This is a genomic window from Nostoc sp. (genome assembly GCF_036916985.1).
Lineage (GTDB): Bacteria > Cyanobacteriota > Cyanobacteriia > Cyanobacteriales > Nostocaceae > Nostoc.
The window spans coordinates 270,320-286,253 of record NZ_JBALFD010000079.1 but is presented as its reverse complement, the minus strand read 5'-3'; the positions used below and the strand labels follow the sequence as shown (position 1 = coordinate 286,253).

The following is a 15,934-nucleotide window of genomic DNA, read 5'->3' as shown; positions in this document are numbered from 1 at the left end:
CTACACCTGGTAAGCGATTCATTTTTAGACCACTCCCAATTATTTCTAGTAACCTATGTGCTACAAATAATTCGTCAAAGCTGAAAAATCCATCTTTTACTAGTAACAGATATCCCAGATAAACTGTGCAAACTAGTTTTTACTCCGAGTCGGCATAGTGCCATAATTAGGTGTAAGCCGCTTGAGATTGTTGCTCTTAAAAGATGAAAAAAATCCAGAAACCTGAAAAGCTTTGTAGATTAATTGCAGCATAGTTGACTTTTGGGAGATAAACTGCCGTAAGCTTGATTTGGTGGTGTCTGTAATTTTCTGGTTAGATGCAGAGACAGTTATAGTCACAACTACCGAATCTGCTTTTGCACCAAAAAATGTGCAAGAATTGTAGTTTGTGCTACCACTGATATCATCGTTATCGCATACTAATATAATCTGAAGTAAAGACAGCCTTCAGCCAGGTGTATACTACCTATTTTCACTCGATTAAAAATTTGTAAACGTGCTATTCAATTGTCTGTAATATGAGTAACGACATAGATCTGATCAAACGTCTTGGCCCCAGTGCGATGGATCAGATCATGCTTTATCTGGCTTTTAGTGCCATGCGGACGAGTGGGCACAGGCATGGGGCATTCTTAGACGCAGCCGCAACAGCAGCAAAGTGTGCAATTTACATGACCTATCTAGAGCAGGGACAAAACCTGCGAATGACAGGGCATCTGCATCACTTGGAGCCGAAACGAGTAAAAATTATTGTAGAAGAAGTCAGACAGGCATTAACAGAAGGCAAGCTGTTAAAAATGCTGGGTTCTGATGAACCTCGCTATCTAATTCAATTACCTTATGTCTGGCTAGAAAAATATCCTTGGCAACCGGGGCGATCGCGCGTTCCTGGTAGCAGTCTGACAAGCGAAGAAAAAAGACAGATCGAGCAGAAACTACCAAGTAATCTACCTGATGCTCAGTTAGTTAGCTCCTTTGAGTTTCTGGATTTGATCGAGTTTTTGCACAAGCGATCGCAAGAAGACTTACCACTCGAACACCAAATGCCTTTAAGTGAAGCTTTGGGTGAGCATATTAAGCGCCGTCTGCTTTACTCAGGAACGGTAACGCGCATTGATTCTCCTTGGGGAATGCCCTTCTACGCACTTACCCGTCTTTCTTACACCCCAGCAGACGATCAAGAACGCACTAACATCCTGGTAGAAGATACCGCTCGGTATTTTCGCATGATGAAAAATTGGGCAGAACGGCAACGAAACGCCATGCGCTTACTGGAAGAACTTGATATCCTCCCAGAAAAAATGGAGCAGGCTATGGAAGAATTAGATGAAATTATCCGTGCCTGGGCAGATAAATATCACCAAGATGGCGGGATTGCAGTCATTTTACAAACAGTTTTTGGCGAAAGAGAAGACTAGTACCGCAAGGCGGAATTCAAAATGAATACAGCGTAAGCGTTTCATTGATTTTGAATTGGTGGTTTATTTACACCGTGTTGTACTAATGCAATGTAGCGGCAATTTGTCTGTCTTTAACAAGGGGCTTAAGCCCCTTGTTTAGTATCGCCTCAATCAATCATAAAAGACTGTAATTTAATTAGTGCGCGGCTGCGTTGGCACAATCGGTTGTGTTGGTATAACCGGTTGCGTTGGCACAACTGGTTGCGTTGGAAATGGCGTAGTCTCGAGACTTGGAGTTGATCCCGCAGGACTTAGAGTCGCAGGTATAGACGAAGATGAAGCGCCAAGAACGCTGTCACTAGCATCGATACAAGTATCTAACACCTGGGTAGGGGGAAGGTCGATTTTACTACGCAACCCAACTACGCACTGACCAAAACGCACAGGCAACAAACTACGACCACAGTAATTTAAAGCTTCTGGATTAACTGCTTCCTTAGTAATTGAGCTAACACCGACTACACAAGTAGCTAACTCCTCAGGACGGCGGGCCTTTCCACAAGAAGAAAGCGCATCTGTTGCCGCAATTTGGGTCTGCTTCTCAATTTTAACCACGCAAGCAGCCAAATCCCTGGGGCGCAGTGCCTTTGCACAAGCTGGTGATGCCGCTTCTGCCGTGACACCCACGCTTAAAAGTCCAGCGGCACAGACACTATAATCATTAGTGTAAGAGGCAGCAACAGCCACATTAGGCAAGATTGTTGTCAACCATCCAGCTACAGCCAAAACTGGTACTATTAAAATCCTAGAGGTGGAATTGCTTTGTTTGTTCTTAGCTTTATTAACCACTTTTTTGCTCATTGACATTGCCAATTCTCCAAACACCCAAAGTTATGCTAACTCAAATCTCTTAAAAATCCTCTGTAATCCAAGAATTTCGGTGGTAGTAAAGTATAGACATAATTAATTATGTCGAAAGTTGTGTTAATATAACTGTTTGAAAGATAAGTAGGCAACGTAAAAAGTATTTCAGAGTAAGAATACTGCGTAAACCAATCTGATGATTGAGCAGCCTACGAAACTAAATAAACACAAAAAACTTATTGGCAGGAGTACGGCGGGGCACGTCGGAATTCAAGCTTGGAAGCTAGTATGTCGGCTTTGCCGAATTAAACAACTGGCGCAAAAAAGATGCCTCTACATTGGTAGGATACGTCATACCAAGGCAAGCAGTCTCAAAAAACCAAGAATCCCCTGATTTTTAATCAGTGGAATGTCAAAATAGAATGTCTGAGTAAAGTTTAAACAGGATTAGATTAAGGAAACTCATGTCCCGATATAGAGGGCCACGCCTCAGAATTGTCCGTCGCTTGGGCGACTTACCAGGATTAACTCGTAAAAGCGCTAGACGCGCTTACCCACCTGGTCAGCATGGTCAGAACCGCAAAAAGCGCTCTGAGTATGCCATCCGTCTAGAAGAAAAGCAAAAGCTCCGCTTCAACTACGGTTTGACTGAAAAGCAATTGCTCCGCTATGTACGGAAAGCCAGACGGGTTACTGGTTCTACCGGACAAGTGCTACTGCAATTGCTAGAAATGCGCTTGGATAATACCGTTTTCCGCTTGGGTATAGCCCCGACTATCCCAGCAGCTCGTCAATTGGTAAATCACGGTCACGTAACTGTTAACGGTCGTGTAGTGAATATTGCTAGCTACCAATGCCGTCCTGGTGAAGTAATTGCAGTTAGGGATCGGGCACAATCCCGGAAGTTGGTGGAAGCTAACTTGCAATATCCCGGTTTGGCAAACCTGCCCAGTCATTTGGAATTTGACAAAAATAAGTTGGTTGGTAAAGTCAACAGCGTTATTGAGCGCGAATGGGTGGCATTACAAGTTAATGAACTACTTGTGGTGGAATACTACTCACGACAAGCTTAAACAGTTAGGAGTTAGGAGTTATGAGTTAGGAGTTGCAAGACGATAATTCCTAACTCCTCACTTTTAACTCCTAACTTTTTTCAGCCGCCAATTTGCGACATGGTACGAGTATATGTACCTGTAACGCCAGAATCGCGCCCTTTAAAGTTAATTTCTGACTTGATTCCGAGTAAATTTCTGACCTGTTCTTGTAATTGAGCGGTGCTGACACCAGAACGCAAAGCCGTTTTTAAATCTATTTGACCAGTTTCATTTAATAAACAGGGACGCAGCCAGCCATCTGCACTTAGGCGCATCCGATTACAACGATCGCAAAAACATTCCGACATCTGACTAATAAATCCTAGTGTCCCCTTCGCACCAGGAATTTGAAAGACATCAGCAGGGCCAGCACCACGAACTTGAGATTCTGTCAAGCCCCAGCGATCGCGAATGCGTTCTCGTAAATCGGCTGAAGATACCCAACCGCGATCGCCAAATAAATGTACATTACCAATGGGCATAAACTCAATAAATCGAACGTGCCACTGTTTATCAATTGTCAGGGCGGCTAAATCTAGAACTTCGTGGTCATTAACCCCAGGAATCACCACTACATTCAGCTTCAGGGGGTCGAATCCGACCTGATGGGCAGCTTGAATACCCTGCCAAACTTGTTGCCAACGAGAACGCCCCTGATTACCGATAATTTGATCAAAAATGTCGGGATCAAGAGAGTCCAGACTAATATTAATTCGTCGCAAACCAGCATTGTAGAGGTTTTGTGCCATCGGAGCCAGCAAAAAACCGTTGGTGGTCATTGAGATATCTTGAGTTTGGGGGAGAGTTGCGATCGCACTTATCAAATCCACCACCTGCGGACGCAATAAGGGTTCACCCCCAGTCAAACGAAATCGGGTAAAGCCGACTGGAATAAATACTTCTTGAATTAAGGTGAGTAGTTCTTCATCACTCAATAACTGTTGCTTAAGAATATAGTCCAGTTCTACTCCCTCTGGCATACAGTACTGACAACGAAAATTGCAGCGATCAATTAAGCTAATGCGGAGGTAATCTACCTGGTTCATCGTTTTATTTTTATTGTCTCTGATTAACTAAAGACTTTACAAAGGGACTTCCAAATAAAAAAATAATCAATCGCTTTGGGGAGACAAGGCACAGGGGGGAAACAAGGCAGAGATATTGCTACCTTGTCTACCTTGTCCCCCTACTCCTATTGGATGCAAAAATTGAGTAATTTAATTTTTGGATGTTCCAAAGGTGGTTTACCCCTTCTTACTATATTTGTTGTAACTCAAAATACCGTACTCCACCTTAAGTGGGAGTCCACAGATTGTGGCATAATAAGCCGATCGCATCCACTAGTTAGTCATCAATCGTGCAAGACACCGACTCCATCAACGACCTTGCTGCTGCCCTACTACAGCCAGCCGATATCAGCTTTGAACTGCCCGATCCAGAAGATGAACAGATTCTAGAGTCAGATTTTCAACAGCAGCTAGAAATAGCTTGGCAGGTATGCGATCGCTTTGATTTGCAAACTGAAATCTGGCGGGGGCGAATTTTACGGGCGATCCGCGACAGAGAAAAAGTAGGTGGTGACGGACGCGGTACTGGCTTTCTGCGATGGCTAAAAGAGCGGGAAATCAGCAAAAGTCAAGCTTATGCCTGGATTCAATTGGCGAATAGTGCCGATACTCTGATTGAAGACGGTAAACTTGACCCCGGTTCGGTGAATAACTTTAGCAAACGGGCATTTGTCGAAACCTCCAAAGCATCCCCAGAAGTGCAACAGATGGTGAGTGAAGCCGCCCAAAAAGGCGATCGCATCACTAGGCGCGAAGTCCGTCAACTCAGCGATGAATGGACAGCTATGTCCTCAGATTTATTACCAGAAGCAGTTAAAGAAAAAGCCGCAGATAACACCCTTCCCCCGCGCTACATCGCCCCTCTGGTGAAGGAAATGGAAAAACTGCCAGAATCGCACCAAAAGTTTATTCAAAAGGAAATAGCTGCCAATCCCGATGTAGATACCTTGAAACAGGTAACTACCGAAGCGCGTAACTTGGCGAAGTATCTCAAAGGGGCAGCTCAAGTTCAAGCGCTGACGAAGGAAGATGTTGATATTGAAACAGCCTTAGAAGAAGCGCAAAGAGTCGGCTGTTTGAGCATTGCTGCTGATTTGGTCAATCAAGCATCGCAAATTGAACAAACGATCGCTAAATTGTACATGACTTGGAAACGCATCGGTAATTTAGCAGATCGATTATATGTAGATACTGGCGCAAGTACCCCCAACTTGCGATCGCTCCTCACTTGCTTGGAACCTCTGGGTGGTGAAATCATGGAATTGCAACTTAGTGGTGCAACTGAACACACTATTCGTTTGCAAATTCAGGAGACGAGTTAGGGCAATACTGTTTGGTTAAGACAAGAGACGCAATGAATCGCCGTCTTTACTATACTCAGTGCTGTTAGCGGTAGTGGGGCATTTAGCCCCTACTGAGTAAGAAGAGGAGTACTCAGTACTTTCGCACTTGGGTTTTTGCCCTGCCGCTTGTGGGCGGTCTTTCAACTCAGCACTCTTCATAAGATATCAGGATTTTCCCCTAGTTCTCTTAATCTAGCCGCTAAACGAGCCGCCTGTGCAACTGCTACTTCTGCTTGTGCAACTGCTACTTCAACCTGTGCAACTGCGGCTTCTACCTGTATAGCTGCGGCTTCTGCTTGTGCAATTGCAGCTTCCTCTGGTAACAAAACCAAATTACCAGCCACATCGTAAAACCGCAACCATATTGCCGTTTCTCTATCTATTGTTCCCTCAATCGTCCCTAACCATAAACCTAAACGCTTAGACCATAGCCATCCGCGATCGTTTGGGGTCAAAGGCTGATACTGCTGATTATCATCTAAATGCCACCCTTGCAAAGAATTAGGATCAAAGGGATCGTAAACAAAATAATCTGAGGTACGGAAAGTTTGTTCGTAAAGATTTTTCTTAATACCCTTGTCTATTGCTGCCGTAGATGGTGACATTAATTCCACGATTACATCAGGATAACGACCATTTTCTTCCCAGACTACCCAGCCTTGTCTTGAGTTATTGCCGTCAACATTTAGCACTGCAAAGAAATCTGGGCCTCGGAAATCACGGTTGCGAACTTGGGTGCTGCTGTAGTAAATAAACATATTGCCCCCAGTGAAGAAATCATTGCGGTCAGCCCAAGCTTGTTGTAATGACCGAATCAACACATTCATAGCAATGCGGTGGCGATTTGATTCCAAGGGTTCACCATCATCAAAAATTAAATCTGTAGGTGGCATCGGGGGTTCCCAGTCCACAATGGCTGCTGGATTTGTCTCAGTAGTCATGAGCGATCGCCTTTCTCAGAAAGCCTTAGATTTCTATCATAATCTGCCGAGGGCTTCCTGAATTAAAGCGTACAGATATCATAGTTATAAATTATTATTGACCCAATCTCGAAAATTACAGATAAGTAGGTGGGCGTAAACAAAGTTAACTGGCGGGGGTCGTCATTTGTCATTTATCATTTGTCATTGGTAAGGGTTTAAGCCATATTTACGTTTCGTAACTTAGTTTGGTTTATTCCTACCTACCTACTTAGCTTGACTTATAGCAATTGTTAAACACTGCTGAACATACTCATTGACTAATTCAACAATTAGAATATTAGGAAAATTAGGACTAGATTGAGATTTAATATACTTTCCCTCTTGTAATAAGAAAATTTCTAAACCTTGTTGTGTATGTCGCCAAAGTTCAGGTACTCCTAAAATTTCATAATTATCAAATCTAGTGCGAGAAGTAATATCAATTTCGATTGCTAAATCTGGTGGTGGATCTATATTTAAATCTATGCGATTTTTTCCAATTACAGCAGCTTGATTTTGAATATAAAAACTGGTATCTGGTTCTACTGCTTGCTGCGATCGCTCATTTTTTGTAAACGTTCACAGGAGTTATCCTGCTACTGTAAAAAATAAGTACACGTAGATGGTAGATTAAGAGGCATGAATGAAAACTGCCTCGCCTACGGAATCGAAATTTCCGACTTAGATTGGGAAAAGACTCCAGCCATTGTCAAACAACTGATGGAGAAAATGGGGCAGCACATCAAGCAATCGGAAAAAGAGTTAACTGACTTAAAAGCCCAGCAGCCAGAGCTTTTAGAAAAAATTAATCGCACCTCAAAAAATTCATCATCTCCGCCCTCATTAGATCCACTCAATGCCGAAAAGCATCCAGGAAAGATGAAGAGTGGTAAAAAGCGAGGGGGACAGCCAGGACATCAAAGATGGGAAAAATTTCTCTACTCAGAATCGGAATGTGCTGAGGTAATAAACCACAAACCGGAGTTGTGTAGTAGCTGCGGAAGTCATTTTCACTCATTATATTTTGCTCGATTTCAGCAACTAATTAACCCCGTGAGCGATTACGAAATTAGGGAGAATACAGTCGCCTAGACATACCCATACCCATTGTTGTTTTGCGACCAATTCCTGCATACAAAGCAAAATCAGCTAAAGCATTAAGTTGCTTAATTTGTATCGGTTCAATTTCTCCCAGAATCTTGTAGTTAACTTCGCCAATAATGCCAATAAATTTGCTGCGGGAGTCGGCTAGTATTTCTGTATGAATATTGACAAAAGAAGGGAAGATTGACTCGATGGCAATGTGAGATAATTCTATGCCGCTGTACTTATTCCACCGCGAAAGTAGGGAATTGAAAACAGATTCTCTAGTAGGGAGGGTACTATCATACTGTCCTTGACGGAAGGCGGTAGGCGTGGAGAAGCTAAGGTTAATGGAAGAATTGCGTAGGCGTAGCCCGTCGCACACATCGCTAGCTTCTTCATATAATTGAGCGTAAGTACTGGCATTTGCCCAAGGTTGAATAGATTGGGGTGTGCCTTGAATGCTGGTAATATACAAATCAGCTGGGCCAAGATGCCAAGGGCGATTGGGATTAAGATTTAGCCAGAGTTGGGTAAGTTTACCAAAGAGAGTGTCATCTAATAAGGAGATGCGCCACCAACAAGGAGTCCCGGCGGGAATGGGTTGTTGATATGAATATTGCAATTTAGATCCCCCCTTACCCCCCTTCAGAAGGGGGGAATTAATTTGTAAGGGAGAGAGGGTGAAAGCTTTATCTGCGCTGGAATCGTGCAAGCGATCGCCTAATGTGCTATCTACAGAACTAACAAGGGTTAAAAATAGGGCGTGGAGATGTCTACCTGTGAGATACTGTGGTGGAATGGGTGATTGAGGTAGCAAATTCAACACTAAACTATGAGGCATACTTTCTCTTTTTGGTTGTAGACTGAGTGCTTCTTGACTCTACAGTAAACTCAGGGATTTCCTGGAGTTCAACTTCACTCAAACTATACTGCTCACAAACTAAACTTAGGCGATTTCCTGGGGTTTTGACGGCGTTAACCGAATGGGTTAAATCACCTTGAAAATAAACTAAAGTATTGAATTGGGGCTTGATTTGCCCAAGTTGGCGTTTGTGCGACTTGAGTACCAGTTCTCCCCCTTCCATGTCTGCGGGTACGCGCACGTAAAGAACACTCACAACCGCAGGCGGTTCAATGGTTTTGCAGTAGGAACGTAAAGAGCGATCGATATGCAGATCGACGCGGGAGCCTTCTTTTAGCTGTAAAGGATTGAGGTAAAAAGCGTTGCAATTCTCCTGGAGAGCCAAATCTAGGTAAGGCTTGAAGTAGGGAAACTGCTGTTCTACTTGTGCTAATCCAGAACGCTGAAACACTACGGAAAATCCTTTAGTGGCGACAAAATCGCGGTTGAGGTTGTTGATAGCAAAGTAAGGACAAGCTTGAATTTCTCCCCACAAGTTGTTTAGGTAATCGCTGGGGAAGGCGTTGGTTTGTTGTTGATAGTGTTTCACTGGGGATGTGAGAGAAATATACTTATAAATTGATGTTCTACAAATTCTCGCACCATTGGTGCGAGAATTTAATTACTTAGGTTCTTCGGCTATATACTTTCATATCGGTCAGATTCAGGATTTGCTCCACAGGAAACTTCATAGCTTTAGGTCAATGGAGTAGTGCCAATCCCAAAAATCAATTTCTATTAATTATGAATCTTGCTTCTCCGACCTTTAAATACTTTCAAAATCAGTAAACAAAATACTGAGTTGGTATAATTGTACTACAAAAATTGTATCATACAAAAAAATTAAAAAAATTAGTCACTCACACATAAGATTAGTGTGAAAGACCATCGCGCTCTCTAGAATTCTAATTTTTTAGAATGTCATGCTAGGTTATACGTACTCTATATACTGCTGGGCATTGACGCCAGCATTCCACCACAAGCAATTGCTTTTCTACATACTTATGTTTTAGTGTGGAGGAGCGATCGCACTATTAGGACTTTGTAAAAAGGTAAAATTCAACGCAAAATTTGCTCAATCATTCGATTCGCCTGGGAACCGTAACTACCGCCAAATAAATTGAAGTGATTCAAAATATGATATAGGTTATAGAGCGTTTTTCGGCGTTCATAGCCTGCATCTAAGGGAAAGACTTCGTTATAACCTTTATAAAACGCTGCTGGGAAACCACCAAATAATTCTGTCATGGCAATATCAACTTCTCTATCCGCAAAATAAGTTGCTGGATCAAATATCACTGGTTCTCCCGACGCAGTACACCCAGCATTTCCGCCCCATAAATCGCCATGTACTAAAGAAGGTTGCACTTGATGATTTGCCAATAGTTCCGGGATAGCTGCTAGTAACTTGTCTTGCTGGGGAAAATTACCTCCTCGTCGCTTTGCTAACTGAAATTGATAACCCAGGCGATGTTTAATATAAAATTCCGTCCAGTCTGCTGTCCAAGTATTGATTTGGGGTGTGGAACCAATGGTATTGTTAATTTTCCAACCAAAACCTTGACTGCTGCTAGCTTTATGCATTGACGCTAACTTGCGTCCCATATCTTCCCAGGAATTGCTGTTACCGCTGGCAAGTTCCAACCATTCCAGGACGATGTAGCTAGAATTATCAGCAGTACCCCAGCAGATTGGTTTGGGAAGGCGAATACTAGCTGTTGTTTGCATTTCCTTTAAGCCCAACGCTTCAGCTTCAAACATTGTAACTTGGGATGCTTGGTTTAGCTTGACGAAGTAGGTTATCTCACCATTAGAGACAGCATAACCTTGGTTGATGCACCCACCACCAACCGATCGCCTTTGCTGACTCTGAAATTTTTCGCCAGTCACCTGGCTAATATTCGCGTCGATTTGAGTCCAGATCATGCAATTTTGGATTTTAGATTTTAGATTTTGGATTAGTTAACTGGGTATTGGGTACTGGTTATTAATTATCTACCCCATGCCCTATTCCCAATTTGTAATTTACGGCTTGACAAAAACTACACCATAAGCACCTGGGGATAGATACTCTTTGGCTGCTTGCATCAAGTCTGTTGCATCTTGACTCTGAATTATCGCTGGGTAGTTAAAGGCGGGTTCCAAATCTCCTACCAAGGATTGATAATAACCATACAACCCAGAGCGATCGCTTGGTGTTTCGTTGCCAAAAACATATCTATTAGCTACTCGCCGCCCTATACGGGCAATTTCTGATTCTGTTACCAACTCTGTTTGTAGTTTACCAATGTGTTGAGCGATCGCATCTTCTACAATTGCTAAATTTTCCACTGCACATTTAGCTGAAATATAAAATATTCCTTGCAGTTCATTGCTCATGTTGCTCACAGAAATTGAAGAAACTAATCCCCGTTCTTCTCGTAAATCCCTCACCAGTCTTGATGTCCGTCCATGTCCCAAAATTCCGGCTAAAACATCCAATCCATAGGTGCGATCTAACTGTGTCATTCCGGGAACTCGCCAAACCATTACTAGCCTTGCTTGTTGCAAACTTTCATCGATAAATTCTCGACGGACAATTTCTGTAAATGGTGATTCAGGGTTCAGGGGAGAGACGCGATTAATCCCGTCTGTACTGGGCTGGGGAGTAGCTTTTGTAAATCCTTCTGCAACAGTTGCAATTAATTCTTCCACGGGCAAATTGCCCACAGCTACAGCAGTAATTGACTGGGGTTGATACCAATTAGCATGAAAATCTCGCATCTGCTGGGGTTTCAGTTCGGCAATCACCGATTCTGGCCCCAATACTGCACGGCGATAGGGTAGACGATCAAAGGCTGTCTGCATCGCCCGCCGATATGTACGCCGTTGGGGATTATCCTCGGAACGCCTAATTTCTTCTAAAACTACCAATCGCTCACGTTCAAAGGCATCATCAGGAATACTCGCATTTGATACTACATCTATTTGTAGTGGCGCAAGCTCGGCAAAATCTTTGGGGGCAGTAGTTATATAGTAATGAGTATAATCTTGGCTGGTAGCGGCATTGGTAACAGCACCCCGCTCTTCAATTCGACGTTCAAATTCGCCGCTAGCCAGTCGTTCTGTTCCTTTAAAAATCATGTGTTCTAAAAAGTGAGCCATACCGTTAATGGCATCAGGTTCTACAGCAGAGCCAACTTTAACCCACAAATTGAGGTTTACGGCTTCAACTGGCATTTGCTCGGCAATGATTGTCAAACCATTGGGCAACTGGTGTAGTGTCGGGGCATTGAGACGGGGAAGTTTCCGTAGGGTTGAGGTCATTGCTACTTGTGTGTGAGGAGCGATGTTACTTCTTTATCTTATCTGCTACTTACTGCTCAGTGAAGTTTTGTAGTTTTCAGGACTAGCCCTTTGAAGGTGTCAATCTAGGTACGATTACATCTTTTTAATTATTTTGTAGCAAATAAAAGTGGTACTCCATAATTTATAAATTGAGTATCGGAAGTAATTATAATCATCTTTTCTAGTATCGCTTGTGCTATTAAAAGCCTATCAAAAGGGTCTTTATGATGCTCAGGTAACGATGCTGCTTTAACAGCGTGGTGTTCTGTTATTGATAAAAAGCTAAAATCAGTATCAGTGATGGCTTGTATTAAATTATCTGGGGTTTTAAGCTGTCTTTTTTTCTTTTTATTTCTATTTCCCAAACACTAACAGCACTAACAAATACTTTATTTGAAGAATCTGAAATTTGTTTACGAACTTCAGGCAAAAGACAGGAGTTATCTTCAAGTGACCATATTACAGCACAGGTATCAAGTAACAATTCCATTATTATTCAATACCAAATTCAGAAATAATATCACTTGATGTTTTATTAATATCTTCTGATATTTCTACTTTCCCTTTCCAAATACCTAAAGGTCTAGGAGAATTTTGAGTAGGAGTTAATTGTTTGATTTCACCAATTTTATAACTGATTACAGGGTAATTAACTACAGCCGATTTAGTGCTGAATGAAGTTTGAGGAATAGTTGTTTTATTCTGACTAATACCAGAACTAATAACTTGGACATTATAGCTACCCACAAGAAAACTTCCTGTAACATTACCTCTGTAATTTGTAATAATAGAATGAATTTCTTCTCTCAACGATTCTAACTCTGAAAGAGTCAAAGAAGATAGTGTAGATGATATTAAACGTACTTTCTCGTTAATATACATAATACTCTTAGTTATCAAATTAACTACAGTTAACGACTATAAACTAAAATTCTATTCCACCACTATTTTAATCTGTCTAGGCAAGGTTTCTAGACGTGATATAGCGGTTCTATGCAACAAAGTTGTAGAGGATGCACCCCTACTGATGATTGTGGTTTAATCAATAACGTTGTAAAGTTATAAATAGTAATGTAAAGAAATATCAAAAATAATAAATGTCCAGCATCTCTGTTGACAAAACTAAATCTCGTGCCGTCGTCATTGGTGCGGGAATCGGTGGACTGACTGCTGGGGCGTTATTAGCTCATAGAGGTTACAGCGTCTTAATTTTAGATCAAGCGATCGCACCGGGAGGTTGTGCTTCGACGTTTAAACGCCAAGGATTTACCTTTGATGTGGGAGCAACTCAGGTGGCGGGGTTGGAACCAGGGGGAATTCACCACCGCATTTTCTCAGAATTGCAAATAGATTTGCCGGCAGCAACGCCTTGTGACCCTGCTTGTGCGGTGTATTTACCTGGGGAAAGTACACCTATCAACGTTTGGCGCGACCAAGAAAAATGGCAAGCGGAACGACAAAAACAGTTTCCTGGTAGCGAACCGTTTTGGCAATTGATGGCAACTTTATTTAATGCCAGTTGGGAATTTCAAGGACGCGACCCGGTGCTACCGCCGCGTAATTTATGGGATTTGTGGCAGCTAATCCAAGCGGTACGTCCGAGTACATTAATTACCGTACCTTTCACCTTGTTTACGGTAGGAGATGCTTTACGTTTATGTGGACTGGGAAATGACCGACGACTAAGAACTTTTTTGGATTTGCAACTGAAGCTATACTCCCAGGTGGATGCAGACGAGACAGCATTACTTTACGCAGCTACAGCGTTGAGTGTATCCCAATTGCCCCAAGGATTGTTTCACCTCCAGGGAAGTATGCAAGTGTTGAGCGATCGCCTGGTACAATCCTTAGAGAGAGATGGCGGCAAATTATTGATGCGCCACACTGTAGAACAAATCAAAGTAGAAAACGGTAAAGCTACTGCTGTTGTAATTAGAAATCAGAAAACTGGCGAAGTCTGGACGGAAGCAGCCGACCATATAGTTAGTAATGTCACCGTGCAAAACTTGGTGCAGTTATTGGGAGAACAAGCGCCATCTGGATATAAAAACCGGGTGGAAAAACTACCCCAAGCATCGGGCGCATTTGTGGTGTATTTGGGTGTAGATGCTAGCGCGATTCCACCTGGGTGTCCTCCTCACCTGCAATTCCTGTACGATGTCAATGGCCCCATTGGCGAAAATAATTCCCTATTTGTTTCTGTCAGTCATTCTGGAGATGGTCGCGCACCGGAGGGGAAAGCGACAATTATTGCTTCTTCATTTGTCGATCCTGCACAGTGGTGGCAGACTGAAGATTATGAAGGACTAAAAGAAAAGTTTACCCAAGAAGCGATCGCTCGTCTTGCTGAATACTTTTATCTCAAACCAGAAACTATTATTTATCAAGAAGCCGCCACACCCCTCACCTTTGCTCATTTCACAGGGCGCGATCACGGTATAGTTGGCGGTATTGGTCAAAGAATACCCACCTTTGGCCCCTTTGGTTTCGCCAATCGAACACCCATTGAACATTTGTGGTTAGTTGGTGACTCTACTCACCCAGGGGAAGGCACTGCTGGGGTGAGTTACTCGGCGTTAACAGTAGTCAGGCAGATTGAATCACAAATATAGTATTTTGTCAATCTGAATTCTGAATTCTGGCTTCTGAATTCAATTACAACTATTTATATAGAGCCAAAATTTTATTAGATAGTATAAATCATACTTATAACCGATGGCAAACGGGACGCAAAACTGATGAAATAAGGGTAGTGTTGCTGACCCGGAGTAATGACAGACAGCGTTTTAATTATTGGTGGACGGGGGCGGATTGGTAGCAGTGTTGCTCAGGATCTCGCTACCCATACGCAGGCTAAAATTACGATTACTGGGCGTTCTGCGGAGTTTGGGAAGGCTGTTAGCTTGTCTTCGGGGGGACAAGTGCAGTTTTTGATATTAGACTTGGCAGAAGTTGACAAGTTGCGAGATGCGATCGCAAACTCTAATTTAGTCATTCATTGTGCTGGCCCATTTCACTACAGAGATACTAATGTTCTTGAAACCTGTATTGCCCAAGGCGTTAATTATCTAGATGTCAGCGACCACCGTTCTTATACCAGCAAAGCTCTAAATTATCATGAAAAAGCTGCTGCTGCTGGGGTGACAGCAATTATTAATACTGGCATTTTTCCTGGTATTTCTAACAGTATGGTACTTCAGGGAGTTGAACAATTTGACCAGCCAGAAAAGATCCATTTAAGTTATTTAGTTTCTGGTTCTGGTGGTGCTGGTATTACAGTGATGCGGACAACTTTTCTGGGGTTACAGTATCCTTTTGAAGCTTGGATAGATGGAAAATGGAATACAGTCAAGCCTTATAGTGAAAGAGAAGTAATTGAGTTTCCATTGCCATACAGACGCAGTGGAGTTTACTGGTTTGATATGCCAGAAACATTTACACTGCCCCAGGCCTTCCCATCAGTGAAAACTGTAATTACTAAGTTTGGCTCTGTTCCAGATTTTTATAATCATCTAACTTGGATTGCCGCGCACGTTTTTCCCAAGTGGTTAATGCAGCAACGTTCGATGATTGAATTCCTGTCTCATGTCAGCCATTTAATGACAGATGTCACTAATAATTTTAGTGGAATTGGGGTAGCAGTTCGTTCGGAAGTTACAGGCCAAAAAAATGGTGAAACTGCCATTTATTGTTCAACTATAGTGCATGAAAATACAGCCGTGGCTTCTGGTTGCGGTACGGGTAGTATTGCCCAGTTATTACTAGAAGGCAAACTCAAAAAACCAGGTGTTTTTGCTGTAGAAGAAGCACTACCAACAAATTTATTTGAAGAGGTAATGCAAAGCCGAGGAATTAAGATTACTCATAGTTGGTTATAATGGCACAAATTT

General features: G+C 42.5%; 16 protein-coding genes and 1 pseudogene. 6 read left to right on the top strand and 11 right to left on the bottom strand.

Going from position 1 to position 15,934, the window contains the following annotated elements; genetic code table 11:
* Positions 1–132: 132 nt before the first annotated feature.
* Positions 133–339, bottom strand: coding sequence for a hypothetical protein (locus V7L07_RS26235; protein ID WP_335061775.1), 207 nt, complete (start codon positions 337–339; stop codon positions 133–135).
* 179 nt (positions 340–518) lie between these two features.
* On the opposite strand from V7L07_RS26235, the gene hetR reads away from it, so the two are divergent.
* On the top strand, positions 519–1,418 hold the full coding sequence (hetR, locus tag V7L07_RS26230) for a heterocyst differentiation master regulator HetR (RefSeq protein ID WP_335061773.1): 900 nt from the start codon (positions 519–521) through the stop codon (positions 1,416–1,418).
* Positions 1,419–1,592: 174 nt separating this feature from the next.
* On the opposite strand, the gene V7L07_RS26225 is transcribed toward hetR, so the two are convergent.
* The gene (locus V7L07_RS26225; RefSeq protein WP_335061771.1) at positions 1,593–2,267 is read right to left on the bottom strand and encodes a hypothetical protein; all 675 of its coding nucleotides are present in this window, start codon (positions 2,265–2,267) and stop codon (positions 1,593–1,595) included.
* A 461-nt stretch (positions 2,268–2,728) separates the two neighbouring features.
* Here V7L07_RS26225 and rpsD point away from each other — a divergent pair, with 461 nt between their 5' ends.
* Positions 2,729–3,337 (top strand): 30S ribosomal protein S4, encoded by a 609-nt coding sequence (gene rpsD, locus V7L07_RS26220; protein WP_012408407.1) that lies wholly within the window; start codon positions 2,729–2,731, stop codon positions 3,335–3,337.
* 80 nt (positions 3,338–3,417) lie between these two features.
* Here the strand turns inward: rpsD and moaA are convergent, their stop codons facing one another.
* A complete protein-coding gene (moaA, locus tag V7L07_RS26215; protein ID WP_335061769.1) occupies positions 3,418–4,404 on the bottom strand; it encodes a GTP 3',8-cyclase MoaA in 987 nt (328 codons plus the stop codon).
* A gap of 311 nt (positions 4,405–4,715) precedes the next feature.
* Between moaA and V7L07_RS26210 the strand changes: the two genes are divergently transcribed.
* Entirely contained in the window at positions 4,716–5,747 is a 1,032-nt protein-coding gene (locus tag V7L07_RS26210; RefSeq protein WP_292719938.1) for a hypothetical protein, read from the top strand.
* 176 nt (positions 5,748–5,923) lie between these two features.
* Here the strand turns inward: V7L07_RS26210 and V7L07_RS26205 are convergent, their stop codons facing one another.
* Both V7L07_RS26205 and V7L07_RS26200 read right to left on the bottom strand, forming a co-directional pair.
* Positions 5,924–6,709 carry a Uma2 family endonuclease gene (locus V7L07_RS26205; RefSeq protein WP_335061768.1) on the bottom strand — a complete coding sequence of 262 codons (786 nt, stop codon included), beginning with the start codon at positions 6,707–6,709 and terminating at the stop codon, positions 5,924–5,926.
* A gap of 246 nt (positions 6,710–6,955) precedes the next feature.
* Positions 6,956–7,309: pseudogene (locus V7L07_RS26200) on the bottom strand (Uma2 family endonuclease); the annotation flags it as partial.
* Positions 7,310–7,369: 60 nt separating this feature from the next.
* On the opposite strand from V7L07_RS26200, the gene V7L07_RS26195 reads away from it, so the two are divergent.
* A complete protein-coding gene (locus tag V7L07_RS26195) occupies positions 7,370–7,822 on the top strand; it encodes a DUF6444 domain-containing protein (RefSeq protein WP_335061766.1) in 453 nt (150 codons plus the stop codon).
* Here the strand turns inward: V7L07_RS26195 and cas6 are convergent.
* The 6 genes from cas6 to V7L07_RS26165 all read right to left on the bottom strand — a co-directional run bounded on the left by cas6 (position 7,800) and on the right by V7L07_RS26165 (position 12,926).
* A complete protein-coding gene (gene cas6 / locus V7L07_RS26190; RefSeq protein ID WP_335061764.1) occupies positions 7,800–8,657 on the bottom strand; it encodes a CRISPR-associated endoribonuclease Cas6 in 858 nt (285 codons plus the stop codon). The two genes, V7L07_RS26195 and cas6, sit on opposite strands and share 23 nt — an antisense overlap.
* The gene (locus tag V7L07_RS26185; protein ID WP_335061763.1) at positions 8,647–9,267 is read right to left on the bottom strand and encodes a 2OG-Fe(II) oxygenase; all 621 of its coding nucleotides are present in this window, start codon (positions 9,265–9,267) and stop codon (positions 8,647–8,649) included. The genes cas6 and V7L07_RS26185 overlap by 11 nt, the downstream gene beginning before the upstream one ends.
* A gap of 509 nt (positions 9,268–9,776) precedes the next feature.
* Positions 9,777–10,640, bottom strand: coding sequence for a fructosamine kinase family protein (locus V7L07_RS26180; protein ID WP_335061804.1), 864 nt, complete (start codon positions 10,638–10,640; stop codon positions 9,777–9,779).
* Between the two features lie 102 nt (positions 10,641–10,742).
* The gene (locus V7L07_RS26175; RefSeq protein WP_335061762.1) at positions 10,743–12,023 is read right to left on the bottom strand and encodes a M16 family metallopeptidase; all 1,281 of its coding nucleotides are present in this window, start codon (positions 12,021–12,023) and stop codon (positions 10,743–10,745) included.
* A 128-nt stretch (positions 12,024–12,151) separates the two neighbouring features.
* On the bottom strand, positions 12,152–12,409 hold the full coding sequence (locus V7L07_RS26170) for a type II toxin-antitoxin system VapC family toxin (protein WP_335061760.1): 258 nt from the start codon (positions 12,407–12,409) through the stop codon (positions 12,152–12,154).
* 127 nt (positions 12,410–12,536) lie between these two features.
* A complete protein-coding gene (locus tag V7L07_RS26165) occupies positions 12,537–12,926 on the bottom strand; it encodes a hypothetical protein (protein WP_335061758.1) in 390 nt (129 codons plus the stop codon).
* Positions 12,927–13,141: 215 nt separating this feature from the next.
* On the opposite strand from V7L07_RS26165, the gene crtD reads away from it, so the two are divergent.
* Complete coding sequence (gene crtD, locus V7L07_RS26160) at positions 13,142–14,656, top strand: C-3',4' desaturase CrtD (protein ID WP_335061756.1); 1,515 nt, start codon at positions 13,142–13,144, stop codon at positions 14,654–14,656.
* Between the two features lie 159 nt (positions 14,657–14,815).
* Positions 14,816–15,922 carry a saccharopine dehydrogenase family protein gene (locus V7L07_RS26155; protein WP_335061754.1) on the top strand — a complete coding sequence of 369 codons (1,107 nt, stop codon included), beginning with the start codon at positions 14,816–14,818 and terminating at the stop codon, positions 15,920–15,922.
* Positions 15,923–15,934 lie beyond the last annotated feature (12 nt).